The organism is Haloechinothrix alba (genome assembly GCF_900188115.1).
Taxonomy (GTDB): Bacteria; Actinomycetota; Actinomycetes; order Mycobacteriales; family Pseudonocardiaceae; genus Haloechinothrix; species Haloechinothrix alba.
This window is the reverse complement of record NZ_FZNW01000007.1, coordinates 46,770-72,527: the sequence shown is the minus strand read 5'-3', so window position 1 is coordinate 72,527 and position 25,758 is coordinate 46,770. Positions and strand designations below refer to the sequence as shown.

Here is a 25,758-nt window from a genome sequence, read left to right as displayed (position 1 = left end):
GCAGGCTCAGCCACGCTCGCTCACCAACCCGGGCGCACGGGCGTGGGCGGCGGCGGCGAATCGGGAGGCCAGCACCGGATACCCCGCCCAGTGCACGTGCAGGTACGAGGCGTGCACCGACGGCGTGACGAACCCTTCCCGGCTGTCCTGCCAGCGCCAAGCCGCGCTCTGTCCGTGCCTTGGCGTGACCTGGGTGCGGTGGAACTCGTGTCCCGTCACCGGCGCCCCCGCAGGCGCGAGGAAACTCTCGCTGTCTACAGTGGCCGTACGGTAGCCGAGTGTGCGGCGGCTCGTCATGGTCGCGGTCGCGTCCAGCACCCCCGTCATCGGCGCGCCGTCGAGCTCGGTACACAGGTAGGTCAGCCCGGCGCACTCGGCGACGATCGGGACCCCGCGCGCCACGGCAGATGCGACCTCGGCGCGCAGCGCCGCGTTGGCCGCCAGCCCCTCGATGTGCACCTCGGGGAACCCGCCACCGAAGTACAGCCCTGCGCAGCCCTCGGGCAGCGACTGGTCGGACAGCGGATCGATGTCGACGACGTCGACGCCTGCCGCGCGCAGCAGCTCGATGTTCTCCGCGTAGCGGAACGTGAACGCCTGACCGGCGGCAGCCGCCACGACCGTGCGCCCGCTCCCGCCCACGGAGGTTCCGGCAACCGGCACCTGCGCAAGCTCCTCGGCGGGATCCCACGCGGGCCCGGACAGCTCGGGCGCCTGCCGGGCCACCCGCATCACCTCGTCGAGATCCACCCCCGCCGTGACCCACTCGCGCAGCCTCCGCAGCATCCCGGCCGCCTCGCGCTCGCGCTCGGCGACGGGGACCAACCCCAGGTGGCGGCTGGGCGCGTGAATGCCGTCCGCGCGGTGCAGGGCACCGAGCACCGGAACGCCGAGCGGTTCCAGCGCCGCGCACAACTCGGTCTCGTGCCGCTCGGAGCCCAGCTTGTTGAGGATCACCCCGGCCAGGTGCACGCGGGAATCGTACGTCGCGAAGCCGTGCACCATCGCCGCGACGCTGCGCCCGGTGGCGCTGGCGTCGACGACGAGCACGACCGGCGCCTCCACCAGCCGCGCCACGTGCGCCGTCGAGGCATACCCGTGCGAGCCGAGCGCGCCGTCGAACAGGCCCATCACACCTTCGACGACCGCCACGTCCGCTTCGGGCGCCACACCGGCGCCGTGCCGCAGCAGCGGCACCACCCGCTCCTCCCCCTGCAGGTAGGGGTCCAGGTTGCGGCCGGGCCTGCCGGTGGCCAGCGCGTGGTAGCTGGGGTCGATGTAATCGGGGCCCACCTTGTGGCCGGACACGGACAGCCCCCGCTCCCGCAGCGCGGCCATCAGCCCCGTGGCCACGGTGGTCTTCCCGTGCCCGGACGCGGGTGCGGCGACGACCAGTCGCGGCAGGGTCACCATTCGATCCCCCGCTGCCCCTTCTGGCCGACATCCATCGGGTGCTTGTGCTTGGTCATCTCGACGACGAGGTCGGCCGCGTCCATCAGCGCGGGCGGTGCCTTGCGCCCGGTGATCACCACGTGCTGGCGGCCTCCCCTGTTGCGCAGCGTCTCGACCACCTCGTCGGTGTCGACCCAGCCCCAGTGCAGCGGGTAGCTGAACTCGTCGAGGACGTAGAAGTCGTGCTGCTGCGCCTCGACCCGGCGCTTGATCTCCGCCCACCCCTCGCGGGCGTTGGCGGCGTGGTCCTCCTCGCTGCCCTTCTTGCGGGTCCAGCTCCAGCCCTCGCCCATCTTGTGCCACTCGACGGGTCCGCCCTCGCCGGTCTGCTCGTGCACGGTGCCGAGCGCGCGCAACGCCGACTCCTCCCCGACGCGCCACTTGGCGGACTTGACGAACTGGAACACCGCGATCGACCAGCCCTGGTTCCACGCGCGCAGCGCCATGCCGAACGCCGAGGTCGACTTGCCCTTCATCTCCCCGGTGTGCACGGCCAGGATCGGCCGGTTCCTGCGCTGGCGGGTCGTCAGCCCGTCGTCCGGGATCACATCCGGCTGCCCTTTCGGCATTACGCTGCCCTCCGTATCGTGCTCGCCTGCGCGGTGCGCGCCTTGATCTCCCCGGCCAGGGCGTCCGCGGCGACCGAGCCCAGCGGGACGTGCTCGCCGCCCAACCGCTCGGCGAGCTCACCGGCGAGCCCGAGCCGCATCCGGCCGGTCTCACAGTCCATCACCACGCTGGCGGTCCCGCTCGCGGCCAGCGCGTCCGCGGCCGCGTGCGAGCGGGCGACCGGCTCGCTACCGCTGGTGGCCCGCCCGTCCGTGACGACGACGAGCAGCGGGCGCCTGCGCGGGTCACGGATCGCCTCGATCCGCAGCGTCTCCGCGGACTTGCGCAGCCCCTCGGCCAGCGGGGTACGCCCACCGGTGGGCAGGTCCTCCAGGCGCGCGGCCGCGGCCTCCACGCTGGAGGTCGCGGGCAGCGCGAGCGTGGCCTCCGAGCCCCGGAACGCCACCATGCCGACCTTGTCGCGCCGCTGGTAGGCATCCAGCAGCAGGGACAGCACGGCCGACTTGACCTCCCGCATGCGTTCCCGTGCCCCCATCGAGCCTGATGCGTCCACGCAGAACAGCACCAGGTTGCTTTCCTTGCCCTCGCGCTGTGCGTAACGCAGGTCGCGCGGCTGGACGACGAGACCGGATCCGGTGCGCCCCCGCGCGCGCTGGTGCGGCGCGGCGGCGCGCAGCGTGGCGATCAGGTGAGGGCTGCGTGAACGGCCCGAATCGCGGCCACCCGGGGGCTGCACACCGATCGTGCGCCCGGTCTCGGTGATCGCCCGGGAGCGCTTGCCCTGCTCCCCGGAGCCGCTGCCGTCCACCGACAGCAACCGCGCCCGGTACGGGCTGCCGGAACCCACGGTGCGTTCGGGGTCCTTGCCCCCGCTCCCGGACTCCTGCTCGCTGTTGCCCTGCTCGCTGTTGCCCTGCTCGCCGTGCTCGCCCTGCTGCTGCGTCCGGTCCTGCCTGCCACCCTGCTGCTCCTGCGGTGCGCCCTCCGGCACACCACCGCCGGGCCCGTCCGGCCCGTCCGGACCATCGGGGCCATCGGGGCCATCCGGACCATCGGGACCGTCCGGGCCGTCCTGCCCGCCGGGCGGGTCGTCGGAATCCGGACCGTCCGAACCGGACGAGTCCAGTTCGGATCGCGCCTGGTCGAGGGCGTTCTCGAGCTCCTGATCGTCGATGCCGGGGGCATCGAACGGGTTGCGCCTACGCCGGTGCGGTAGCGCGAGGCGTGCGGCGACCCGGATGTCCTCGGTGGTGATCTCGTCGCGACCGGCCCACGCGGCGTGCGCCGCCGCGGTGCGCGCCATCACGATGTCCCCCCGCATCCCGTCGACCTCGAACGAGGCGCACACCTCGGCGATCTGCACGAGCGCGCTGTCGGTCAGCCGCACGGACGGCAGCAGCTGCTGCGCCGCGTCGATCTTCTTGGCCAGCTCGGCCTCGGAGTCGGCGTAGGTGTCGGCGAAGTCGTCCGGGTCGCTCTCGTAGGCCATCCGCCTGCGCACGACCTCCACCCGCTCCTGGGCGTCGTGGCTGGTAGCGACCTCGACGGTGAGCCCGAAACGGTCAAGCAGCTGGGGGCGCAGCTCGCCCTCCTCCGGGTTCATCGTCCCGATCAGCACGAACCGCGCGGCATGCGAGATCGACACGCCCTCCCGCTCGACCGTCGACCTGCCCATCGCCGCGGCGTCCAGCAGGACGTCGACCAGGTGGTCATGCAGCAGGTTGACCTCGTCGACGTAGAGCAGGCCACGGTGCGCCGCGGCGAGCAGCCCCGGCTGGTAGTCGGTGACGCCCTCGCCGAGCGCACGCTCCAGGTTCAGCGAACCCACCACGCGGTCCTCAGCGGCCCCCACCGGCAGCTCCACGAGCCGGGCCGGACGCCGGTGATGGCCGCTACCGTCCTCGTGCGGGCCGTCCGGGCACGCCGGGTCCGGGTCGGCCGGGTCGCAGGAGAACCGGCAGCCGTCCACCACGTCGACATCGGGCAGCAGCCCGGCGAGCGCACGGACCATGGTGGATTTCGCGGTGCCCTTCTCGCCGCGCACCAGGACCCCTCCGATGGCCGGTGACACGGCGGAGAGCACGAGGGCGAGCCGCAGGTCGGCCATGCCTACCACGGCGGTGAACGGAAACGGTCGCACGAACGACTCCTTCGCTATCGACGGGTATCCTCGCCCGCTCCAGCTCGGCCACGCCCGGGATATCCCCGGCACGGGCGACGGCCAGCGACGCTCTGGCTCCCGGCCGCCCCGCGAGCCGACGGGTGTCGGCTACCGGCGAGGGCGGGCCGGTCACAGTGGCGGGACCGCCCTGGACTCGCGCTCGCGGCGCTCACCAGGTTCCTCGCTTGGCCGCCCGGCGCATCATCCCACAACCGTATGCGGAGGTGGACGTGAGAAGTCCCATCGTGTACCCACAGTGCTGATCACGCGGTGACACATCGACTCGACGGGAGTGTTCCAGGCGTGCGCAATGCATCCACACCACGCATCGCGGTGATCGCGCTCGGCGGCACGATCGCCATGACCCGATCGCCGGACGGGGATGGCGCGGCACCCGAGCTGGATGCCGATGACCTGCTGGAGTCGGTTCCCGGGCTGGCGGAGCGCGGCGTCGAGCTGACCACGCACACCCTCCGGTCCGTGCCGAGCCCGTCGCTGGGCCTGGCCGACCTGGCCGAGCTCACCACGCTCGTCGACAAGCTCGCCGATTCGGATACCGACGGCGTCGTCGTCACCCAGGGCACCGACACCCTGGAGGAGTCGGCGTTCTTCCTGGACCTCACCGTGCGCGCGGACATCCCGCTCGTGGTGACCGGCGCGATGCGCAGCCCCAGCCTGGCCGGGGCCGACGGTCCCGCCAACCTGCTCGCGGCGATCGCGGTCGCGGCCGAGCCCGCCGTGCGCGGCCTCGGCTGCCTCGTGGTGATGTCCGACGAGATCCACTCGTCCAGGCACGTCCGCAAGACACACACCACCAGCACCGCGGCCTTCGCCTCACCGGACACCGGCCCGATCGGGCACCTCGTGGAGGGCACGCCCCGCCTGCTGGTGCGACCGGAAGCGCGCACCGTCCTGCCGCGACCGGACGCCCCCGACCCGCGGACCGTGCCGGTCGTCCCGACCGCGCTCGGCGACGATCTCGCGCTGCTCCGGCCCTACCGGCCGGGGCTGGACGGGCTGGTCGTCGCCGGGTTCGGGGTGGGCCACGTGCCGGAAGACACGGTCGACCTGCTCGCCACCTACGCCGCGCGGGTACCGGTGGTGCTGGCTACCCGCACCGGAGCGGGTGCGGTGCACCGTGCCAGCTACGGCTATCCGGGCTCCGAGCAGGACCTGCAGCGGCGCGGGCTGATCAACGCCGGGTTCCTCGACCCGTTCAAGGCCCGCATCCTGCTGGTCCGGCTGCTGGAGCGCGATGCCGGCCACACCGAGATCTCCGACACGTTCGCCGCCCTGGCGGGCTGACCTGCCCTGCAGCGCCACCTCCGAGCTCTGGACCGACCGCGCCGCCGGTCAGCCGCTCGGATACCGTGCGAGGCGTGCCCCCCGCCAACCACCCCACGAACGACGTGCTCACCGTCGTCGGTATCGGCGCCGACGGCTGGCCCGGCCTTGCGGACGGGGCCCGGGACGAGATCGGCGCGTGTGACGTGCTGTTCGGCGGCAGGCGCCAGCTCGAGCTCGTCCCGGCGTCCGTCCCGGCGACCAGGGTGGAGTGGCCGAGCCCGCTACTGCCCGCGCTGGACGGGCTGCTCGCCGAGCACGCCGAGCGGCGCAGGTGCGTTCTCGCCAGCGGCGACCCCCTGCTTTCCGGGATAGCGACCACGCTGATCACGCGGTACGGGCAGGCGTCGGTCCGCGTCGTGCCCGCGCTGTCCTCGGTGACGCTGGCGCGCGCCCGGCTCGGCTGGTCATTCGAGGAGACCGAGGTGATCAGCTCGGTCGCGCGCAGCGTGGACCGCGTGGCACGGGCACTGGCACCGGGCAGGCGGCTGCTGGTGCTGTCGTCCACCGCCGACACACCGGGCGAGGTCGCCGGGCTGCTGGCCGACCGCGGCTACGGGCCAAGCACCCTGACCGTGCTGGAGAACCTCGGCGCGGACGGCGAGCGCAGTTACCAGGGGACGGCGCGCGGCTGGTCGCACCCGCCGGGTTCCGACCTCAACGTCGTGGCCGTCGAGTGCGCCGCCGACGCCGGCACGGTCCCGCACACCACCATCGCGGGCCTGCCCGACGACGCGTTCGAGCACGACGGTCAGATCACCAAGCGGGACCTGCGTGCCGCTGCGCTGGCCAGGCTCGCCCCGTTACCGGGCCAGTTGCTGTGGGACATCGGCGCGGGCGCAGGCAGTGTCGCTGTGGAGTGGTGCCGGGTGCACCCGAGTAACCGGGCGCTGGCTGTCGAGCGCGACCCCACACGGGCCGCGCGGATCGGACGCAACGCGCACCTGCTCGGCGTACCCGACCTGCGCGTGGTCACCGACGCCGCACCGGACGGCCTGCCCGCGGACGAAAGACCGGACGCGATCTTCCTCGGCGGCGCGGTGAGCGCGCCGGGGATGGTTCCGGCCTGCGTCGACGCGCTCGCGCCGGGCGGCAGGCTCGTCGCGCACGCGGTGACCGTGGAAGCCGAATCGGCCCTGCTGGCCGCGTATCGCGACTACGGGGGCGAACTCCTCCGCATCGGCGCGGAACACGCCGCGCCGCTCGGCGGGTTCACCGGCTGGCAGCCCGCCCGGACCGTCACCCAGTACAGCCTGCTCGTCAGCGAGCCGGGCCAGGACAGCTCCGGCTAGGAGGGAACACGAGATGACCGTGCATTTCATCGGGGCCGGGCCCGGAGCGGCGGATCTCATCACCGTCCGCGGTCGTGACCTGCTCGGGCAGTGCGCCGTGTGCCTCTACCCCGGCAGCCTCACCCCCGTCGACCTGCTCGCGCACTGCCCGGGCGAGGCCCGGATGGTCGACACCGCCGAGCTCACCCTCGACGAGATCGTCGACGAGCTGATCAGCGCCCACACCGGCAGCACCGGAGACGGACCCGCAGTGGCCCGCCTGTGCTCGGGCGACCCCTCGGTCTACAGCGCAGTCGCCGAGCAGATGCGCAGGCTGGACGCGGCCGGTGTGCCGTACGAGGTGACGCCCGGCGTACCCGCGTTCGCCGCGGCCGCCGCCACACTCAAACGCGAGCTCACCGTGCCGACCGTGGGGCAGAGCCTGGTGATCACCCGCACGCAGGCACGGTCCACCGCCATGCCCGAGGGGGAGGATCTGGCGACGTTCGCCGCCAGCGGCACGACACTCGCGGTGCATCTGGGGGTGGGTCGCATCGAGCAGGTGGTCGAGGAGCTCCTGCCGCACTACGGTCCGGACTGCCCCGTCGCCGTGGTCGCCCACGCCAGCCAGCCCCAGGAGCAGGTGGTGCGTGGCACGCTCGCCGGGATCGCGACACGGGTGCGTGACGCGGGCATCTCCCGTGCCGCCACCATCTTCGTAGGTAAGGTTCTGGCCACAGAGGACTTCCCGGACAGCTTTCTCTACTCGAAGGGCCGGGACCGGCGCACCCAGCCGGAGTCGCTCTGAGGCGGTTCAGAACGGCGGGTCGCCTGGTGGGTCGGTGCCGCTGGTTGTGCGGTCGGTGGGGGTGTCCGGTGGGGTCGGTTCGGGTGGTGCTGCGGGTGGACGCTGTTTCGTGGTGTAGCACCGTCCGGTGGGGGTGGTGATGGTGGTGGTGCCGGTGGTGGGGTTGTGGTGGAGGGTCCAGTGGGGGTGGTCTTTCATGCGGTGGTGCCGGCGGCATTTGGCTCCGCCGTTGGTGTGGGCAGTGGTGCCGTGTTCACCGCGTCCCCATCCGTGGAGGTGGTCGTAGTCGCTGTGCTGGGCGGGCCGGTGGCAGCCGGGTGTGGTGCATTCGGCGTCGCGCACGGCCACCAGGTCGCGGATGGCGGTGGTGGGCCGGTAGCGCCTGCGCCCCACGTCCAGTACCGCGCCGCTGGCGGGGTCGGTGAGGACTGTGCGCCACACGCTGTTCTCGCCGGCCAGGATGTGGCGGGCGATGGGTGCGGGGAGGGGCCCGTAGCCGGAGAGCTCGCAGCCGGTGTCGCTCATGCCCAGTGCGGTGTTGATGGGCATGTGCAGGAACACGGTCGCCGCCGCCTCCGGCACACTCACCCCGGGATCCTGCCCGAGGAGGAGGTTGGCGTGGATATCAGCCCGGAGCTGGTCCAGGGTGCGCTCGTCACCCCGGTGACGTTGCTTGCGGGCCATCGCGTCGATGCGGGCGTAGGCGGAGGCGGCGACTTCGGCGGGCAGGTCGGCGGCGAGGGTGGATAGACCGTCTTCGCCGGGCAGCAGTTCCACCTTGCGCCCGGCACGGGCTTGGCGGGCACGCTCCGTCTGCCCCTCGGGGTCGGCCTGTTCCACGAGCCTGCGGGCGGCGCGGGCCAGGTTGGCCGGATTCGTGGGGCTGATGCGGCCGGATTCGAGTTTCTCCGCGAGCTGCTCGTCCACCTGGCGGGCCTGCTCGTCCTCCACCGTGTCGGTCGCCTCGACCACCCGTCCCGCGGCAGCACCCTCCACGTCCCCGGCTTCCATCGCCGCCAACACCCGCGGCATGCGGGCGGTGAGCTGGCGGGACCGGTGCAGCCGCAGCGCCGCCGTGTGCCGCGAGACCCGCAACTCCAGCGCCGCCTCATCGGCCACATACCGGTCACCACCGCGCAACTCGTCGAGGCGGGCCAGGGCGTGGGCCTCGATCGCATCGGTGTGCGCCCGGATCCGGCGGGCCGCGGCCAGCGTCTCGATCACCTGCTCGGCACTCAACTCGCCGACCTGCTGCCCGGTGAACGTGCGGCACCGGATCTCGGCCTGCTCGGCGGGCGTGAACGCGACCGCAGGCGCCTGCCCGGCCGGGACGAACATCACCCCAGCCGGACCAACCACCTGCACGAACTCCGACACACCACCATGGTATCGCACACACGTTCGACACTGCAGCAGCGACACGCCGGGAATCCCCGGCATCGGCACAGCGAGGAAGCGCGGCGGCTACGGGGACGACGTCGCGCCGGGTTCGGGGGCCCGGCCGACGATGGTCCCGGAACGGTCGATCACCACGATGTCCACGTCCACGGGCGCATCGCCCAGCACGTCGAGGGCGGTGCGGCGCGCCTGCTCCGCCACGAACCCGCCCAGGTCCAGCCCTTCGGCGGTGGCGATGTCCAGCGCGTGCACCGCCGTGTTGGCGTTGCCCATCGGCTCCGCGAGGTGCTCGTACCCCGCGTCCCGCGCGATCGAGGCGAGCAGCCCGAAGTTCACCTGCGAACGCTGCGAGTGCAGGTCCAGGAACCCGGCCGCGAGCTTGGACATCTTCGCGAAGCCACCCGCGATGGACAGCCGGGGCACCGGGTGCTTGCGCAGGTACTTGAGCACCGCACCCGCGAAGTCGCCCATGTCGAGCAGGGCAGTCTCGTCCAGCCCGTACAGTTCGGTGACCACTTGCTCCGAGGTGCTGCCGGTGGAGCCCGCCACGTGACGCACGTCCAGCGCCCGCGCCACGTCGATACCGCGCCGGATGCTGTCGATCCACGCCGAGCAGGAGTACGGCACCACCACCCCGGTCGTGCCGAGCACGGACAGCCCGTCCACGATGCCCAGCCGTGGGTTCCAGGTGTGCCTGGCCATCTCCTCGCCGTGCGGGATGGAGATCTCCACGATCACATCACCGCTGCCCCCGAGCTCGGCGGCGACGCGTTCGACGGCTTCGCTCATCAGGCGACGCGGGACCGGGTTGATCGCCGGCTCCCCCACGTCCAGCGGCAGCCCCGGCCTGGTGACGGTTCCCACACCCGGCCCGGCCACGAAGCCGACCCCGCTGCCGGGAGTGCCGTGCCGGACCGTGGCGACGATCAACGCGCCGTGGGTCACGTCGGGGTCGTCACCGGCGTCCTTGACCACACCCGCGTACGCCGCCTCGCCCGTGTGTCCCTCACTGGCCAGCGCGAACGCCGGTTGCTTGCCCTTGGGTAGCCGTACCTCGACCGGGTCGGGGAACTCGGAGGTCAGCAGCGCGGTGTACGCCGCTGTCGTGGCAGCGGTCGCACATGCCCCTGTGGTCCATCCGTAACGCAGTGTCTGTCCCATAGTCTCGTGGTTGTGGATTATCCCTTGCTCGTTCTCGGCGGTACCGCCGAGGCACGCGCGCTGGCCGCCGAGCTGGTGAAGCGCGGTGTACGTGTGGTTTCGTCCCTGGCCGGACGGGTCGAGGCCCCTCGCCTACCCGAGGGTGAGGTGCGCATCGGGGGCTTCGGCGGGCCGGAGGGGCTTGCCGCCTGGTTGCGCGAGGAGCGGGTCGCCGCGGTGGTCGACGCCACACACCCGTTCGCCGGGCGCATCAGCTCCTCGGCCGTCGACGCTACACACCGGGCCGGAGTGCCGCTCCTGCGGCTCGAGCGGCCCGGATGGTCACCGCACCAAGGGGTCGAATGGCACTGGGCGGCCTCGCTCGACGAGGCGGCCGCGATGCTTCCGGGGATGGGCGAACGGGTCTTCCTCACCACAGGCAGGCAAGGTCTCGTCTCGTTCGCGGGTAACGTCACGCAGTGGTTCCTGATCCGCTGCGTGGACTCCCCGGAGCCACCGCTTCCCGCACGGCACGAGGTCGTGCTCTCCCGCGGCCCGTACACCGTCGAGGGTGAGCGTGCGCTGATGCGCAGGCACGGCATCGACGTGCTCGTCACCAAGGACAGCGGTGGGTCGATGACCGCAGCGAAACTCGATGCCGCAGGCGAGCTGGGAATCCCCGTGCTCGTCGTACGCCGTCCGCAGCGTAGAGATGTCCCGACCACCACCGAGGTCGACGATGCCGTGCGCTGGGTACTGACCAGATTGGATGCGAAGTGACACGCAGCGAACCCGACACCGCGCTCGACGCGTTCTACCAGGTACTCGAGCGCAGGCGGGACGTCCGCGCCGAGTTCACCGGTGAGCCCGTGGAGGACGACGTCCTACGGCGGGTCCTGGGCGCCGCGCACTCGGCACCCAGCGTGGGGTTGTCCCAGCCGTGGGACTTCGTGGTCGTCTCGGACACCGATACGCGTTCGGAGTTCCGCCGGCACGTGCTCGGCGAGCGGGAGGTGTTCGCGGAGTCGCTCAACGCCGACCGCAAGGGCGCGTTCAGCCGCATCAAGATCGAGGGCATTCTCGACTCGAGCCTGGGCATCGTGGTGACCTACGACCCGCAACGTGGCGCTCCGGCCGTGCTGGGCAGGCACGCGATCGCCGACGCTGGCCTGTACTCGGTGTGCCTGGCGATCCAGAACCTGTGGCTGGCGGCCACGGCGGAGAACCTCGGCGTGGGGTGGGTCAGCTTCTACCGGGAGGAGTTCCTCGCGGAGCTGGTGGACCTGCCGGAGGGGGTCAGGCCCGTCGCGTGGCTGTGCCTCGGCCCCGTCCGCGAGCTCGCAGACGTGCCGGACCTGGAACGGCACGGCTGGCGGGAGCGCAGGCCCCTGGACCAGGCGGTGCACTGGGAGCGCTACGGAGGCTGACCCGGCAGCCGGAGGGCGGGCCCGAAGGCCCGGAGACAGCACTTCCGTTCCCGCGAGCCGTGAACCTCACGCGGTGTCGGTACCGTGCTCTACGGTCCGCACCATGGCACTGAGCGTTTCGGAACGCGAGGCGTTCCTGGCTGAGCCGCACGTTGCGGCACTGTCCGTGTCGGCGGGCACTGACCGCGGTCCGCTGACCGTCCCGATCTGGTACCAGTACACGCCTGGTGGCGAGGTGTGGGTGCTGACCTCGGCCGATTCACGCAAGGCCCGGCTCATCCACGAAGCGGGGCGCTTCACGCTGATGGTGGAGCGGCTCGAACCATCGGTCCGCTACGTCTCCGTGGAGGGACCGGTCACCCGGACGTTGCCGGACACGGGCGAACAGATGCGGGAGATGGCCGCCCGGTACCTCCCCGCGGAGAAGGTCGGACCGTACGTCGAGTTCGCCGATGCACAACTGGGTGAGCAGCTTGCCATCGTCATGCGGCCGCAGCGGTGGCTCTCCGCCGATCTCGGCGCGATGTAACCGGACTCGCCGTAACGGCGCCCGTCGTCACTCCTGCTGCCGCCACTCGCCGTAGGTCCGGGGCGTCCACACGGTGGTGGAACCGTCCCGCTCGACCGTCGTGGTCGTCGACGACCCGACGATCAACACGCAGCGCATGTCCACCCGTGCCGGGTCCAGCCCGGCCAGCGTGGTCACCCGCACCGACTCCTCGTCACCGCCGACGTCCCTGGCCACCACGACCGGTGTCTCCGCGGCCCTGTGCCGCAGCAGCACCTCTGTGGCCTTGGCGAGCTGCGTGGTCCGGCTGCGTGAAGCCGGGTTGTAGATCGCCAGCGTCAGGTCCGCCGCACCGGCGGCATCCAGCCTGCGCTCGATCACCTCCCAGGGCTTGAGCCGGTCGGACAGCGAGAGCACGCAGAAGTCGTGCCCCAGAGGGGCACCGACCCGCGCGGCCGCCGCCTGGGCCGCCGTGATCCCCGGCACGACCCGCACCCGCACGCCGTGCCAGCGCGGCTCCTCGGCCCTTTCCAGCACGGCCGATGCCATCGCGAACACTCCCGGGTCGCCGGAGGACACCACGGCCACCCGCGCGCCCTGCGCGGCGAGGTCCAGCGCGTGCGCGGCACGGTCGGCCTCAACCGTGTTGCCAGAGGTGTGCCGCTGCTGGCCCGCCCGCTGCGGCACCCGCGCCACGTACGGCCCGTACCCCACCACGTGCTCGGCCTCGGCCAGCACCTGCTCGGCCTCCGGCGTCAGCCACTCGGCAGGACCCGGCCCGAGGCCGACGACCGTCAGCTCGCCGGTGCGCACGTCCGGCCCAGCCGGCCCGGCGCTCGCGTCCTGCTCACCGGAGGTGCGTGCCGCGTACGCCGGGCTGGGCAACACCGCCACCGAGAAGTACGGCACGGAGTCCGGGTCCACGTCGGCCAGCGGTTCCAGCCGCTGCGCGCCCCAGGTCGCCCGCTCCACGTAGTAGGCCTCGTCGAGCCTGCCTGCCTCGGCCATCGCCGAACGCACCGAGCTGAACGTCCTGCCGAGCTTCATCACCGCCGCCGCGTCGGTGTCGGCCAGCCGCATCGCGAGCTCCGGTTCCGGCATCGTGCCCGGCAGCACCGTCAGCACCTCGTCGCGCTGCGCGAGCGGAAGCCCGAGCTGTGCCGACGCCGCGCTCACCGAGTTCACCCCGGGGACCGCCTCGGCCTCGTACCGGTCACACAAGCGCTCGTGCATGTACATGTACGAGCCGTAGAAGAACGGGTCCCCCTCGCACAGCAGCACCACGTCCCGGCCCGCGTCCAGGTGCTCGGCCAGTCGCTTGGCCGCGTGCTCGTAGAACTCCGCGATCGCGCCCTCGTAGCCGCCGGGATGGTCGGTGGTCTCGGTGGTGACCGGGTACATCAACCGTTCCTCGACCTGGTCACCACGCAGGTGGGGTTCCGCGACCGACCGCGCGATGCTGCGCCCGTGTCGGGCGCAGTGATAGGCGATGACATCCGCCTCACCGATAAGCCGTGCGGCCTTGACCGTCATCAGTTCCGGATCGCCCGGCCCGAGGCCAACGCCCCACAGCTTGCCGGTTGTCGCCTCGCTCACAACTCCGCCTCCGTCGCAATCGCGTTGATGGCGGCGACAGCCATCGCGCTGCCGCCCCTACGCCCGTGCACCACCAGGTACGGTGCCGGAGCGCGCCTGGCCAGCTCGACCTTCGACTCGGCAGCACCGACGAACCCGACCGGGGTGCCGATGATCGCGGCAGGCGCGCCCACCCCCTCGTCCAGCAGCTCCAGCAGCCGGAACAGCGCCGTCGGCGCGTTACCGATCGCCACCACGGCGCCCGGCAGCCGCTCCCGCCACAACTCCAACGCCGCCGCGCTTCGCGTGTTCGCCGTCCGCTCGGCCAGCTCCGGAACCGCCTGGTCCGCCAGCGTGCACAGCACCTCGTTGTCCGCGGGCAGCCGCTTCCTTGTGACGCCACCCGCGATCATCTTCGCGTCGGTGAGTACCGGTGCGCCCCCGGCGAGCGCGCGGTGACCGGACGCCACCACATCCGCCGAGTACTCGAGGTCACCCGGCAGGTCGACCATCCCGCAGGCGTGGATCATGCGCACCGCGACCCGCTCCACGTCGGGCGGCAAGCCGTCGAGCTGGGCCTCGGCACGGATCGTGGCGAACGAGCGACGGTAGATCTCCGAACCGTCGCGGAGGTAGTCGATCACGACCCGGTCCTTTCCTGCTGCGACCTGCCCGGTCGGGCGGGGTGCCCGTGGTCGGCGGCAGCCTCGCCGCCTGCGTCCGTCGCGCGTGCGAGCGCCTCGGCCAGCCGCTCGACGGGAACCCAGTCCCCGTCGACGCGGTAGCCACCGTCCTCGGCGAGCACGTCCACATGCTCGGCGCGCGGGCGCCCGCAGCGCCGCTCACACCCCGAGAAGTGTGCCGCCGTCGCCGCGCCCGCAAGCGCCCCACCTGCCGTACGCATGACCTCACTCACGTCGGCGCGCACGTCCGCGCGGGACTTCGCGCAGCCCGGGCTGCCGATGCACGCACTGACCGCGTGCTCCGGCGCCCCCTGGCTGAGCAGGAAACCGGCCGCGTCGAGCCCCGCGGTCACCGTGTCCACCGCGTCGGCGTCGAGATCGCCGACGACCACCGAACGCCACGGCGTGAGCGTTACCGTCCCGGCGAGCCCGGCGAGCGTGCGCGCCTGCGCACCGGAGAGCGCACCGAACGTGATCCCGGCCACGACCAGCCACCCGCCGTCGTCCTGTCGGGTCGCGCCGAGCGGCGGCTCCGCCGAGCGCGGCAGCGCACGCGGGGTCTGCCGGGGGCAGCCGATCCCGGAACCGAGCCGGGCCGCGACCGCGACCGCGATCCAGTCGGCACGCGTGCCCAGCTCGCGCACCTGCCACGCGTCGCCGCGTACGCGGCCGAATGCCGCGGCGGCCTCCACGAGGGCCTCCGCGGCCTGCCCGGCTGGTACTCGCAGGCCGGTGTCCCGGCCTGCGAGTACCAGCGCCCCGGTCCCGGCATCCAGCGCGTACCAGCAGGCATCGATCCGGTCGTCGGCCACATCCGCCCTGCCGTCGTCCAGGCCGAACAGGAAGCGCCCGGGAAGTGAGGCCAGTTCAGGGCGCGCGCACACCGCCTCGTCCAGCTCGCCGGCCAGCGGGCGCACGTCGGCCACTCCCCCGCTCAACCCGCTCAACGGCGAGGCGACGATGTTGCGCACCCGCTCGTGGCTCGCCGAGGGCAGCAGACCCGCCGCCGCGATCCGGTCCGCGAGGCCGGCATCGGCACCCAGCCCGCGCAGCTGCACGTTGCCGCGCGATGTCAGATGCAGCACACCGTCACCGAACTCCTCGGCACACGCGGCGAGCTCGCGCAGCTGGCCCGCGCCGAGCCGACCACCGGGGACCCTGACCCGCGCGAGCTGCCCGTCGGCCGCCTCGTGCGTGGTCAGCGCACCCGGGCAGGCATCAGCGCGCGCACCGCGGCGGTAGCCTGCCGGAGTCGCTTGGTGAGGATCGGACATGCCTGCCACTGTAGGTTGTCGTTGGCCACCCCAGCTTGACGCGGGCACCCGCGCCGGGCAAGAGTGAGGTGCCAGCCTGCCGCTGGTCGTGGAGGAACCCGGTGCGAATCCGGGGCGGTCCCGCCACTGTGAGAGGGAAGCGAACCCCGTATAAGGTCACGGGCGCGTGCGCCTGGAAGGCCGGGGCGAGCGGCGATCCTCCGAGCCAGGACACTCCAGCCAGTGATGACCAGACCGAACGGGGCGAGGACACCCCGAGAGGAGTCGAGACCACAGTGATCCTTCTGCTGTCCACCTCGGACACCGACCTGCTCAGTGCCCGTGCCAGCGACATGGGCTACCGCCTCGGTAACCCCGCCCGCATCGAGCTCGACGAGTTGCCCGCGATGCTGGAGGGCGCGCTGATCGTCGTCGTGCGCATCCTCGGCGACGAGCGCGACTGGAAGGAAGGGCTGGACATCGTTCGCTCCAGCGGCGCGCACGTCGTGGTCCTCGGCGGTGAGCAGGCCCCCAACGCGGAGCTGATGGCGCTGTCCACCGTGCCGGGCGGCATCGCCCGCGAGGCGCACACCTACCTGGCGCACGGTGGCCCGGAAAACCTCACCCAGCTGCACCGCTTCCTGTCCGACACGCTGTTGCTCACCGGGGACGGCTTCGACCCGCCTGCCGAGCAGCCCGCCTGGGGGGTGCTGGACCGTCAGCCACGCACCACAAGCGGTCCGGTCGTGGCGATCCTCTACTACCGGGCACACCACTTCGCGGGCAACACCTCGTTCGTCGAGACCCTGTCCCGCGCGATCGAGGACGCCGGCGGCCAGGCGATGCCGATCTACTGCGCGACCCTGCGCTCTCGCGAGCCGGAGATGATCGATCAGCTGCGCAAGGCGGACGCGCTGCTGGTCACCGTGCTCGCAGCCGGGGGATCACGGCCCTCGGCGGTCAGCGCGGGTGGCGACGACGAGGCCTGGGATGTCGCCGAACTGGCCGAGCTCGACATCCCCACGCTCCAGGCGCTGTGCCTGACCAGCGACCGGGACACCTGGTGGGACAACGACGAGGGCGTGTCCCCGCTGGACGCGGCGTCGCAGGTCGCCGTGCCCGAGTTCGACGGCCGGATCATCACGGTGCCGTTCTCCTTCAAAGAGACCGACGAGGACGGGCTGCCCCGCTACGTGCCGGACGCCGAGCGGGCGGGACGCGTTGCCGGCATCGCCGTCGCGCACGCACGGCTGCGGCACACGCCACCGGAGCAGCGCAAGATCGCGCTGGTCCTGTCGGCCTACCCCACCAAGCACTCCAGGGTCGGCAACGCCGTCGGCCTGGACACCCCTGCCAGCGCCGTGGAGCTGCTGCGCACGCTGCGGGCGAACGGCTACGACCTCGGCGACGGCATCCCCGGGGTGGAGACGGCCCCGGACGGTGCGGAGCCCACCGACCGGTCCGAGGGTGACGCCTTCATCCACGCGCTCATCGCCGCGGGCGGGCAGGACCCCGAGTGGCTGTCCGAGGAGCAGCTCGCCGGCAACCCGGTGCGGGTGCCCGCCGCGCGTTACCGCGAATGGTTCCAGACCCTGCCCGAGGACCTGCGCGGCCAGATCGAGGAGCACTGGGGACCGCCGCCCGGGGAGCAGTTCATCGACCGCACCCACAACCCCGAGGGCGACATCGTGCTCGCCTCGTTGCGGGCGGGCAACGTGCTGATCATGATCCAGCCGCCGCGCGGGTTCGGGGAGAACCCGATCGCGATCTACCACGACCCCGACCTGCCGCCCAGCCACCACTACCTCGCCGCCTACCGCTGGCTGGAGGCCGCGGAGGACGACGGCGGGTTCGGTGCGCACGCCGTGGTGCACCTTGGCAAGCACGGCTCTCTGGAGTGGCTGCCGGGCAAGAACGCGGCCCTGTCGGCCTCCTGCGCCCCGGACGCCGTGCTGGGCAGCGTGCCGATGATCTACCCGTTCCTGATCAACGACCCCGGTGAGGGCGCGCAGGCCAAGCGGCGGGCGCACGCGACCATCGTCGACCATCTGATCCCCCCGATGGCGCGCGCGGAAAGCTACGGCGACATTGCACGGCTGGAGCAGCTGCTCGACGAGTACGCCAACATCTCCGCGATGGACCCCGCGAAGCTGCCCGCGATCCGCGCGCAGATCTGGACGCTGATCCAGGCCGCCAAGCTCGACCACGACCTCGGCATCGCGGAACGGCCGCACGACGCCGAGTTCGACGACTTCCTGCTGCATGTGGACGGCTGGCTCTGCGAGGTCAAGGACGCCCAGATCCGCGACGGCCTGCACGTGCTCGGCAAGGCCCCTGAGGGCGAGGAGCGCGTCAACCTCGTGCTGGCCATGCTGCGCGCGCAGCAGATGTGGGGTGGGCAGGCCAACGCAGTCTCCGGCCTGCGCACGGCGCTTGGCCTGAAGGAGAACTCGGACACCGCGAGCAGCGAGGTGGACGCGATCGAGTCGACCGCACACCAGCTCGTCGCGGCGATGGAACAGCGTGACTGGACGCGGGCGGCCGTGCCCGAGGTATGCCGGGAGGTACTCGGCGACCCGAACGAGGACGTGGCGGGCGTGCTCGACTTCGCTGCGACCCAGGTCGTCCCCCGGCTCGCGGAGACGACCGGCGAGATGCGCTCGGTGGTGCACGCCCTCGACGGCGGGTACATCCCGGCCGGTCCGAGCGGGTCCCCGCTGCGCGGGCTGGTGAACGTCCTGCCGACCGGGCGCAACTTCTACACCGTCGACCCCAAGGCGATTCCCAGCAGGCTCGCCTACCAGACCGGTCAGTCGCTCGCGGAGTCGCTGCTGCAGCGCTACCGCGAGGACACCGGCGACTGGCCCCGCTCGGTCGGCCTGTCGGTATGGGGAACCTCGGCGATGCGCACGGCCGGCGACGACGCAGCCGAGGTGCTGGCGCTGCTCGGTGTCACGCCGGTCTGGGACGAGGCCTCGCGCCGGGTGAGCGGGATCGAGGTCATCCCGCTCGAGGAGCTGGGGCGCCCGCGGGTCGACGTGACCGTGCGGATCTCCGGGTTCTTCCGGGACGCCTTCCCGCACGTGGTGGAGATGCTCGACGACGCGGTCCGCGCGGTCGCGGAGCTGGACGAGCCGGAGGAGGAGAACTTCGTCCTCGCGCACGTGCGCGAGGACCTCGCCGAGCACGGCGACGAGCGGCGCGCGACCACCCGCGTGTTCGGCTCGAAACCCGGAACCTACGGCGCTGGCCTACTTCCCCTGATGGACTCGGGCAACTGGCGCGACGACGCCGACCTCGCCGAGGTCTACGCCGTGTGGGGCGGCTTCGCCTACGGCAGGGACCTCGACGGGATACCGGCCAGGCAGGACATGGAGTCCACCTACCGGCGCATCCAGATCGCGGCGAAGAACACCGACACCCGCGAGCACGACATCGCCGACTCGGACGACTACTTCCAGTACCACGGCGGGATGATCGCGACGGTCCGGGCGCTCAGCGGCGCCTCGCCCGCCTCCTACATCGGCGACAGCACCACCCCGGACGCGGTACGCACCCGCACCCTCGGGGAGGAGACGGCGCGGGTGTTCCGCTCCCGCGTGGTCAACCCGCGCTGGCTGGCTGCGATGCGCAAGCACGGTTACAAGGGAGCGTTCGAGCTCGCCGCCACCGTGGACTACCTGTTCGGTTTCGACGCCACCTCCGGGGTGGTCGACGACTGGATGTACGAGAAGCTCGCCGAGACCTACGTCGTCGACGCGGAGAACCAGGAGTTCCTCCGCACGTCCAATCCGTGGGCCCTGCGCGGCATCGTGGAACGGTTGACCGAGGCCGCCGACCGTGAGCTGTGGTCCGAGCCGGACCCGGAGCTGCTTGCGAGGATGCGGGAGATCTACCTCGAGCTGGAAGGTGACCTGGAGGCCGGGGACTCTTGATGCGGTCGTGACCGCGCGGGGCTACTGCTCCGACCCGGTCACCAGCTCGTCGAGGTGCGGCCCGAGCACCTCGGCGAGCGTGGCCCCGACCTCGGCGGGAGCCGCCGTCGGTGACGCGGCGTGGCTGATGGCCAGCCGTACCAGCTGCTCGGCGACCTGGCGCAGCGACCGCGAGGCCACGCCCGGCCAGATCGTTGCGAGGTACGCGGTCACGTTGTCTGTGGCGAACGACAGCACAGGGCCTGCCTGGTTGGTGACCAGCGGCAGCAGCCCGTCGCTCTCGTCGCCGGCGACGATCGCCGCGATCAGGGGCTCGGAAGCCGCGGCCGTCAGGAACACCTCCACGGCAGCCGAGACCGCGGCACGGGGCCGGTCGCGGTGGGTGTGGATGGCGTCCCGGACGGCGGCGAGGAACTTCTCGGCCTCGTGGATGATGTAGGCCTGGGCGAAGGACTGCCGGGATCCGAACTCGTTGTACAGGGTCTGCCTGCTCACGCCTGCAGCCCGCGCGATATCGACCATCCGGACGGCCGACCAGGGGTGTTCGCTGAGCAGCGCGCTCGCCGCGTCGAACAGCGTCTCCTGCAACAGTGCGCGAGTCGCCTCGGCGTAGCGAGCGCGGCGCCCGCCTCCGCGCGTTGCCGGTAGGGGGGCGCCGTCGGCACCCCGCGTCGTCGACGGTGACACGATGATCTCCTTGCCGGTCGCGGGCACGTCAGCTCGAGGTGCCCGCGACCTCGAGCGAGGCGAGTGAGGCCAGCTCCGTGGCCGGGTCGGCCAGAACCGCCTGCTCGGCGTGCGGTGCGGCGGAGACCACCTTGCGCAACGCGCGCAGCTCGGCGGGCCGGTTCATCCCGACCGCACCGACCACCCGGCCGTGCCTGCGGGCGATCGCCGTGAAGTCCCGCGCGCCGGGCTCGCCCCGGACCGTGAGGTCCTCGGCTGCCTCGGGCCAGCCGCACACGTGCATCGTGACGCCGTGCTGGTCGGACCAGCTCCACGGTACGCAGGAGTACGGGGTGCGGTCACCGAGCATGGCCCGCGCCGCTGCGGCGCCCTGCTCCTGAGCGTTGAGCCAGTGCTCGACGCGTTGCCGTCCACCGAGGACGTGGTTGGGGTGGTTCGCGACGTCCCCGGCGGCGTACACGCCGGGTGCCGAGGTCGCGAAGTGCTCGTCGACGATGATGCCGTCACCGGTGGCGATACCCGCGTGCTCGGCGAGCTCGGTGCGGGGATCCAGGCCGACGGCGACGACGGCGGCGTCGGCGGAGTGGACCCGGCCGCCGGCGTCGGTCGCCGCGAGCTGATCCCCCTCATGAATCAGCTCGCGGACGTCGACGCCGGTGTGCAGGTCCACTCCGGACGCCCTGTGCAGCTCCTCGTACACCCGGGTGATCTCCCGGGGGAGCACACGGGACAGCGGCGCGGGCTGTGCCTCGAGCACGGTCACCGCGCAGTCCATGTCGCGGGCGGTCGCCGCGACCTCGGATCCGATCAGACCGGCGCCGATGACCAGCAGCCTGCTCCCCGCCGCCAGCACGCCGTGCAGTGCGGACACGTCGGCCAGCGTGCGCAGCGTGTACACGCCGCCGACCCCGCGCGCCTGCGGGAGCACCTTGGGCAGGCCGCCGGTGGCCAGCAGGATCCGGTCGAAGTCCAGGCCCGTGCCGTCGGCGAAGATGATCCGCCGCGCCTCGGCGTCTACTCCGGACACCCGGGTGTCGGTGCGCAGCTCGATGCTGTGCTGGCTCCACGTGTCCGGCGCACGCAGCCGGGTCCGCCCCGGTGACATCGTGCCCCGCAGGACGTCCTTCGACAGCGGTGGGCGGCGGTAGGGCTCGTCCGGCTCGTCGCCGATCAGCACCACCCGGCCTGTGAAGCCCGCGTTGCGCAGGGTCAGCGCCGCCGTTGTCCCAGCGACGCCCGTGCCGACGACGGCGATCGTGCTCGCCGCGTCGACACCGCTGGCAGCGGTCATGCCGGACTCACCTCGACCATCACGAAGTCGGCCTTGGCGGCACCGCAGTCCGGGCAGCACCAGTCCTCGGGAATGTCCTCCCATTTCGTGCCCGGCGCGATCCCCTCATCGGGCCAGCCCTGTGACTCGTCGTACTCGAACCCGCACACCTCGCAACGGTAGATCTTCATGACATCCTCCTTCCCTGTTCCGCGGTCCGTGCCTGCGTCACGGCTACCCGGCCGGCTCGAAATCCACCTTCTCCCGCACCCCGCAGTCCGGGCAGCACCAGTCGTCGGGCACCTCGGCCCATGCGGTGCCTGCGGGAAAGCCTTCGCGCGCGTCTCCGGTCCGCTCGTCATAGGTGTAGTCGCACACGGGGCACCGGTAGGCGCTCATCGCGCACCCCCCTCGACGGCCGAGCCTGCCGAGCCCGCCGAGCCCGCCGAGCTCGCGGCTGGCGCCTCGGTCACGCCGCCGTGCCTGGCCAGCACCTTGCCCCGGTTGCGCGGGTCGATATTGGCCAGGGTGACGTCGCCGTCGTAGTGCGCGAGGACCCGCCTGTCCATCACCTTCCGCCACAATGGAGGGATCCAGGCACAGACGATCATCGACGCGTAGCCTGCCGGCAGCTGCGGAGCCTGCTCGAAGTCCCGCAGGGCCTGGTACCGGCGCGTCGGGTTGGCGTGGTGGTCGCTGTGCCGCTGCAGGTGGTAGAGGAACACGTTGGTGGCGACGTTGTTGCTGTTCCAGCTGTGCCGCGGCGCCGCGCGTTCGTAGCGGCCGCTGTCGGTCTTCTGCCGCAGCAGGCCGTAGTGCTCCAGGTAGTTGACCACCTCGAGCAGCGAGAACCCGAACACCGCCTGGACGGCCAGGTACGGCAGCACGGCCGGGCCGAAGGCCACGGTCAGCCCGGCGAACAGCACACCCGACATCGCCCAGGCGTTGAGGACGTCGTTGCGCAGCGTCCACGGGCTCTTGTTCTGCCGCGCGAGCCGGGCCTTCTCCAGCGACCACGCCGATGTCAGGCTGCCGACCACGCTACGCGGCAGGAACCCCCAGAACGTCTCGCCGAACCGCGAGCTCGCCGGGTCCTCCGGGGTCGCGACGCGGACGTGGTGCCCGCGGTTGTGCTCGATGAAAAAGTGCCCGTAGCAGGACTGCGCCAGCGCGACCCTGGACAGCCACCGCTCGTGCTTCTCCTTCTTGTGGCCCAGCTCGTGCGCGGTGTTGATACCGATACCCGCGACGACGCCGACGGATACCGCCAGGCCGACCCTGTCGACGAGCGTCATCGGGTACGTGGTCCACAACCAGCAGGCCAGCACCAGCCCCGCGTACTGGATCGGCAGGTACAGGTACGTCACCCAGCGGTAGTACCGGTCCTGCTCGAGCCATTCGATCAGCTCGTCCGGCGGGTTCTCCGCGTCGGTTCCGACGGCGACGTCGATCAGCGGGATGAGCACGAACACGATGACCGGGCCCAACCACCAGAACGCGCCGAGACCCGTCGCCGACACCAGCCCCCAGGCCAGGAACGGGATCGCGGGCACGACGAGCCCGAGCAACCACGCGTAGCGCTTCCCGTCCCGCCACGCCGCCGTCTCTCCCGTGCCGTGATCCGCGGTCGCCGACGTCATGACACAGCCTCCTCACGGACTCCCGGACCGTGCACGACGAGACCGGGTTTACACAATCGCCAAACTGTGTCCTGAGATTAGACATGTGCGGTACTAGTGTCAAGCAAAGAAGACACATTTGCCTACTTGTAAAACTCTGCGAAGGCACGCGCAGGCATACGCAGGTATACGAAGGACGGATTACCCGCCCCGAGCGGGAAGCTCGACAGTCCCGACCGCGTCACACACGCCTGCGCGCTCATCGCCGGTCGCGCACCGGCGACCACACGGTTCAGTCGAACAGCACGAGCGAGCGGCCACCCTCGCCGCGGCGCATCCGGTCGAACGCCGCAGGCGCCTCGGACAGGCCGACGCGATCGGTCACGAAGGTGTCCAGATCGAGCTCACCGGTGCGCACCGACTCGGCGAGCTTCGGCACGTCGACATCCGGATCGGCAGAACCGTAGACCGAGACACTGATCGACCGCGCGAAGTGATACAGCTCGAGGCCGCTGAAGCTGACGTGGTCGTCCGCGGAACCGACACCGAGAATGACGACGCGCGCTCCCCGACGCGAGCTCTGCCACGCGGTGCGGATCGCCGCCGAACGGCCGGCACACTCCAGCGCGACGTCGGCGCCCCTGCCCCCGGTGAGCTTGCGAGCCTCCTTCGCCGCCCGGTCACCCGCCTGCAGGAAGTGCGTCGCGCCTGCGGCGAGGGCCAGTTCCCGCTTGGACTCGGAGGAGTCGATGCCGATGACCGGGTCGGCTCCGGACAGCCTGGCACCGGCGATGGCCGCCAGGCCGACACCTCCGAGACCCACCACCACAGCCGACTCGCCGGGGCGCACCCGCGCGTTGTTGCGCACTGCCCCTACTCCGGTCACCACCGCGCACCCGATCAGCGCCGACTCCGCGAGCGGCAGCTCGTCCGGGATGCGGATCACCGCGTTCTCCCCGATCACGACCTGCTCGGCGAGCGCGCCGACGCCCAACGTCACATGGGTGGGTGTGCCGTCGGCGAGCGCGCCCCTCGGCAGCGAGGCGACACCCTCGGTCGCGGTGCAGAGCCAGGGTTCGGCGTGTTCGCAGAACCAGCAGCTCCGGCACGGAGGGGTCCAGTTGAGTACGACATGGTCGCCGACACCGACGCGCGTGACATCCGCTCCCGTCGCGGTGACCACCCCGGACGCCTCGTGCCCGAGAACGAGCGGGAACGATGGGTGCAGCACACCGTCGATCATCGACAGGTCCGAGTGGCACACCCCTGCGGCCCGTACGGCCACGCTCACCTCGTTGCTGCCCGGCTGGGGCAGCTCGATCTCGGTGACTTCCGGATCGGTGTGCACTCCCCGTGCGATCAAGGCCTGAACCATGCACGCTCCTTCGCCGCTGGACTGACAGCGATCAACCTATCGATCATCGGGGTGAGGCCGCACCCCTCGCGGCACATCCGATCGCGGGCGCGCCTGCGATCAGGCGCTGGACGCGTACCGTCACACCACCTCGAGCGCCTGCCGGAAGTCCGCGATCAGGTCGGCGGAGCTCTCGATCCCGCAGCTGACCCGCACCAGATCGTCCGTCACCCCGGCCGCCTCGCGCTCCTCCCGGGTCAGCGCGGCATGTGACGTGGTGACGGGCCGCGTGACCAGCGACTCCACGCCGCCCAAGCTGGGCCCCGACGCCGGGATGGTGACCGACTTGAGCAACGTCTCGGCCGCCTCCGCCCCGCCGTGCAGGCGCAGGCTGAGCATGCCGCCGAACCCGTCCATGAGCTCGCTGGCATGCCCGTGGTCGGGGTGCGAGGGCAGGCCCGGGTAGTGCACCTCGGCGACCCGGGGATGGTCCGCGAGGAAGCTCGCCAGCGCGAGCGCGTTGTCGTTCTGCGCGCGCACCCGCACCGACAGGGTCTTCAGTCCCCTGGCGAGCAGGAACCCGACGTACGGGTCGAGGCTGCCACCGAGGTAGTTGAGGCTCGTACGCACCTCGCCCATCAGGTCCTCCACACCCGCGACGCACCCGGCGACGAGGTCGGAATGGCCGCCGAGGTACTTGGTGGCACTGTGCACGCACAGGTCGAAGCCGGCAGCGAGCGGCCGGAAGTTGACAGGGCTGGCGAAGGTGTTGTCGATGATGCTGACCAGCCCGTGCTCGCGGCAGAACTCGGCCACCTCGGCGAGCCTGCCGACCCGCACGAGCGGGTTGGTGATCGACTCGACGAGGAATGCCCTCGTACGCGGGGTGCGGGCCGCTTCCCATGTATCCGGCCTGCCCGGGTCGACCAGCGTGTACGTCCAGCCGAACCGCTCGGCGAAGTGCGACAGGAACCCGGCGGTGCCGCCGTACAACACGTCGCCCGCGATGAGGTGGTCCCCCGCACGAAGCACGCTGAGCAGGCTCGTCGTGATCGCGGCCATGCCGGAGGATGTCGCGATCGCGGTGTGGGCTCCCTCCAGCTCCGCGAGCTTGTCGTGCAGGTACACCTGCGAGGGTGTGGAGCTCAGTCGGGGGTAACGGATATCGCCGTAGCCGTCACCGTCGGCCGGGGCATACACGGTGCCCGGGTAGATGGGAAACACGACGGAGCCTTCCGGCCCGGGGCGCCGCTCCCCCGCGTGCACTGCCGTGGTGTCGAACGCATGGTCATCGCGCATGGCG

General features: G+C 71.7%; 22 protein-coding genes and 1 riboswitch. Of the genes, 7 read left to right on the top strand and 15 right to left on the bottom strand.

Features of this window, described 5'->3' with window-relative positions; translation table 11 throughout:
• Window positions 1-6 precede the first annotated feature (6 nt).
• The 3 genes from CHB84_RS08095 to CHB84_RS08085 are packed head-to-tail and all read right to left on the bottom strand — an operon-like array spanning window position 7 to window position 4,162.
• Window positions 7-1,395, bottom strand: coding sequence for a cobyrinic acid a,c-diamide synthase CobB (locus CHB84_RS08095; RefSeq protein ID WP_425432289.1), 1,389 nt, complete (start codon window positions 1,393-1,395; stop codon window positions 7-9).
• 11 nt (window positions 1,396-1,406) lie between these two features.
• Window positions 1,407-2,021 (bottom strand): cob(I)yrinic acid a,c-diamide adenosyltransferase, encoded by a 615-nt coding sequence (cobO, locus tag CHB84_RS08090; RefSeq protein WP_089300908.1) that lies wholly within the window; start codon window positions 2,019-2,021, stop codon window positions 1,407-1,409.
• A complete protein-coding gene (locus CHB84_RS08085; RefSeq protein ID WP_089300907.1) occupies window positions 2,021-4,162 on the bottom strand; it encodes a putative cobaltochelatase in 2,142 nt (713 codons plus the stop codon). The genes cobO and CHB84_RS08085 overlap by 1 nt, the downstream gene beginning before the upstream one ends.
• A gap of 324 nt (window positions 4,163-4,486) precedes the next feature.
• Here CHB84_RS08085 and CHB84_RS08080 point away from each other — a divergent pair, with 324 nt between their 5' ends.
• From CHB84_RS08080 to cobM, 3 genes are all read left to right on the top strand, one after another.
• A complete protein-coding gene (locus tag CHB84_RS08080) occupies window positions 4,487-5,488 on the top strand; it encodes an asparaginase (protein ID WP_245818622.1) in 1,002 nt (333 codons plus the stop codon).
• 74 nt (window positions 5,489-5,562) lie between these two features.
• Window positions 5,563-6,819, top strand: a complete 1,257-nt coding sequence (cbiE, locus tag CHB84_RS08075; protein ID WP_176439846.1) for a precorrin-6y C5,15-methyltransferase (decarboxylating) subunit CbiE — start codon at window positions 5,563-5,565, stop codon at window positions 6,817-6,819.
• 13 nt (window positions 6,820-6,832) lie between these two features.
• Window positions 6,833-7,606 carry a precorrin-4 C(11)-methyltransferase gene (cobM, locus tag CHB84_RS08070; RefSeq protein WP_089300906.1) on the top strand — a complete coding sequence of 258 codons (774 nt, stop codon included), beginning with the start codon at window positions 6,833-6,835 and terminating at the stop codon, window positions 7,604-7,606.
• A 6-nt stretch (window positions 7,607-7,612) separates the two neighbouring features.
• Here cobM and CHB84_RS08065 read toward each other — a convergent pair whose 3' ends face one another.
• Together CHB84_RS08065 and CHB84_RS08060 are read right to left on the bottom strand one after the other, a co-directional pair.
• Window positions 7,613-8,983, bottom strand: coding sequence for an HNH endonuclease signature motif containing protein (locus CHB84_RS08065; protein WP_176439844.1), 1,371 nt, complete (start codon window positions 8,981-8,983; stop codon window positions 7,613-7,615).
• A gap of 87 nt (window positions 8,984-9,070) precedes the next feature.
• Window positions 9,071-10,165: a cobalt-precorrin-5B (C(1))-methyltransferase gene (locus tag CHB84_RS08060; protein ID WP_089300904.1), complete on the bottom strand. Its 1,095-nt coding sequence runs from the start codon at window positions 10,163-10,165 to the stop codon at window positions 9,071-9,073.
• 12 nt (window positions 10,166-10,177) lie between these two features.
• Between CHB84_RS08060 and CHB84_RS08055 the strand changes: the two genes are divergently transcribed.
• From CHB84_RS08055 to CHB84_RS08045, 3 genes are all read left to right on the top strand, one after another.
• Window positions 10,178-10,924 carry a cobalt-precorrin-6A reductase gene (locus CHB84_RS08055; RefSeq protein WP_245818621.1) on the top strand — a complete coding sequence of 249 codons (747 nt, stop codon included), beginning with the start codon at window positions 10,178-10,180 and terminating at the stop codon, window positions 10,922-10,924.
• Entirely contained in the window at window positions 10,921-11,571 is a 651-nt protein-coding gene (bluB, locus tag CHB84_RS08050; RefSeq protein WP_089300902.1) for a 5,6-dimethylbenzimidazole synthase, read from the top strand. Before CHB84_RS08055 ends, bluB begins: the two co-directional genes overlap by 4 nt.
• A gap of 103 nt (window positions 11,572-11,674) precedes the next feature.
• Window positions 11,675-12,100 carry a pyridoxamine 5'-phosphate oxidase family protein gene (locus tag CHB84_RS08045; RefSeq protein ID WP_089300901.1) on the top strand — a complete coding sequence of 142 codons (426 nt, stop codon included), beginning with the start codon at window positions 11,675-11,677 and terminating at the stop codon, window positions 12,098-12,100.
• A gap of 27 nt (window positions 12,101-12,127) precedes the next feature.
• Here CHB84_RS08045 and CHB84_RS08040 read toward each other — a convergent pair whose 3' ends face one another.
• Genes CHB84_RS08040 through cobG form a run of 3 tightly spaced genes read right to left on the bottom strand, consistent with a single transcriptional unit; the run spans window position 12,128 to window position 15,611 of the window.
• On the bottom strand, window positions 12,128-13,675 hold the full coding sequence (locus CHB84_RS08040) for a precorrin-2 C(20)-methyltransferase (RefSeq protein WP_281251738.1): 1,548 nt from the start codon (window positions 13,673-13,675) through the stop codon (window positions 12,128-12,130).
• Window positions 13,672-14,298, bottom strand: a complete 627-nt coding sequence (locus CHB84_RS08035; RefSeq protein WP_089300900.1) for a precorrin-8X methylmutase — start codon at window positions 14,296-14,298, stop codon at window positions 13,672-13,674. Before CHB84_RS08035 ends, CHB84_RS08040 begins: the two co-directional genes overlap by 4 nt.
• The gene (cobG, locus tag CHB84_RS08030; protein WP_089300899.1) at window positions 14,295-15,611 is read right to left on the bottom strand and encodes a precorrin-3B synthase; all 1,317 of its coding nucleotides are present in this window, start codon (window positions 15,609-15,611) and stop codon (window positions 14,295-14,297) included. The genes CHB84_RS08035 and cobG overlap by 4 nt, the downstream gene beginning before the upstream one ends.
• 91 nt (window positions 15,612-15,702) lie before the next feature.
• Window positions 15,703-15,827, top strand: a riboswitch (cobalamin riboswitch).
• Window positions 15,828-15,886: 59 nt separating this feature from the next.
• Between cobG and cobN the strand changes: the two genes are divergently transcribed.
• The gene (gene cobN, locus CHB84_RS08025) at window positions 15,887-19,525 is read left to right on the top strand and encodes a cobaltochelatase subunit CobN (RefSeq protein ID WP_089300898.1); all 3,639 of its coding nucleotides are present in this window, start codon (window positions 15,887-15,889) and stop codon (window positions 19,523-19,525) included.
• 21 nt (window positions 19,526-19,546) lie between these two features.
• Here the strand turns inward: cobN and CHB84_RS08020 are convergent, their stop codons facing one another.
• From CHB84_RS08020 to CHB84_RS07990, 7 genes are all read right to left on the bottom strand, one after another.
• The gene (locus tag CHB84_RS08020; protein WP_217898489.1) at window positions 19,547-20,212 is read right to left on the bottom strand and encodes a TetR/AcrR family transcriptional regulator; all 666 of its coding nucleotides are present in this window, start codon (window positions 20,210-20,212) and stop codon (window positions 19,547-19,549) included.
• Window positions 20,213-20,240: 28 nt separating this feature from the next.
• Window positions 20,241-21,503 carry an NAD(P)/FAD-dependent oxidoreductase gene (locus tag CHB84_RS08015; RefSeq protein WP_176439843.1) on the bottom strand — a complete coding sequence of 421 codons (1,263 nt, stop codon included), beginning with the start codon at window positions 21,501-21,503 and terminating at the stop codon, window positions 20,241-20,243.
• The gene (locus CHB84_RS08010; protein WP_089301053.1) at window positions 21,500-21,673 is read right to left on the bottom strand and encodes a rubredoxin; all 174 of its coding nucleotides are present in this window, start codon (window positions 21,671-21,673) and stop codon (window positions 21,500-21,502) included. The genes CHB84_RS08015 and CHB84_RS08010 overlap by 4 nt, the downstream gene beginning before the upstream one ends.
• Before the next feature lie 43 nt (window positions 21,674-21,716).
• Window positions 21,717-21,881 (bottom strand): rubredoxin, encoded by a 165-nt coding sequence (locus CHB84_RS24005; RefSeq protein ID WP_089300895.1) that lies wholly within the window; start codon window positions 21,879-21,881, stop codon window positions 21,717-21,719.
• On the bottom strand, window positions 21,878-23,122 hold the full coding sequence (locus CHB84_RS08000) for an alkane 1-monooxygenase (protein WP_089300894.1): 1,245 nt from the start codon (window positions 23,120-23,122) through the stop codon (window positions 21,878-21,880). The genes CHB84_RS24005 and CHB84_RS08000 overlap by 4 nt, the downstream gene beginning before the upstream one ends.
• Window positions 23,123-23,393: 271 nt before the next feature.
• Window positions 23,394-24,476, bottom strand: a complete 1,083-nt coding sequence (locus tag CHB84_RS07995) for a zinc-binding dehydrogenase (RefSeq protein WP_089300893.1) — start codon at window positions 24,474-24,476, stop codon at window positions 23,394-23,396.
• Window positions 24,477-24,596: 120 nt separating this feature from the next.
• Entirely contained in the window at window positions 24,597-25,754 is a 1,158-nt protein-coding gene (locus tag CHB84_RS07990; RefSeq protein ID WP_089300892.1) for a trans-sulfuration enzyme family protein, read from the bottom strand.
• Window positions 25,755-25,758 lie beyond the last annotated feature (4 nt).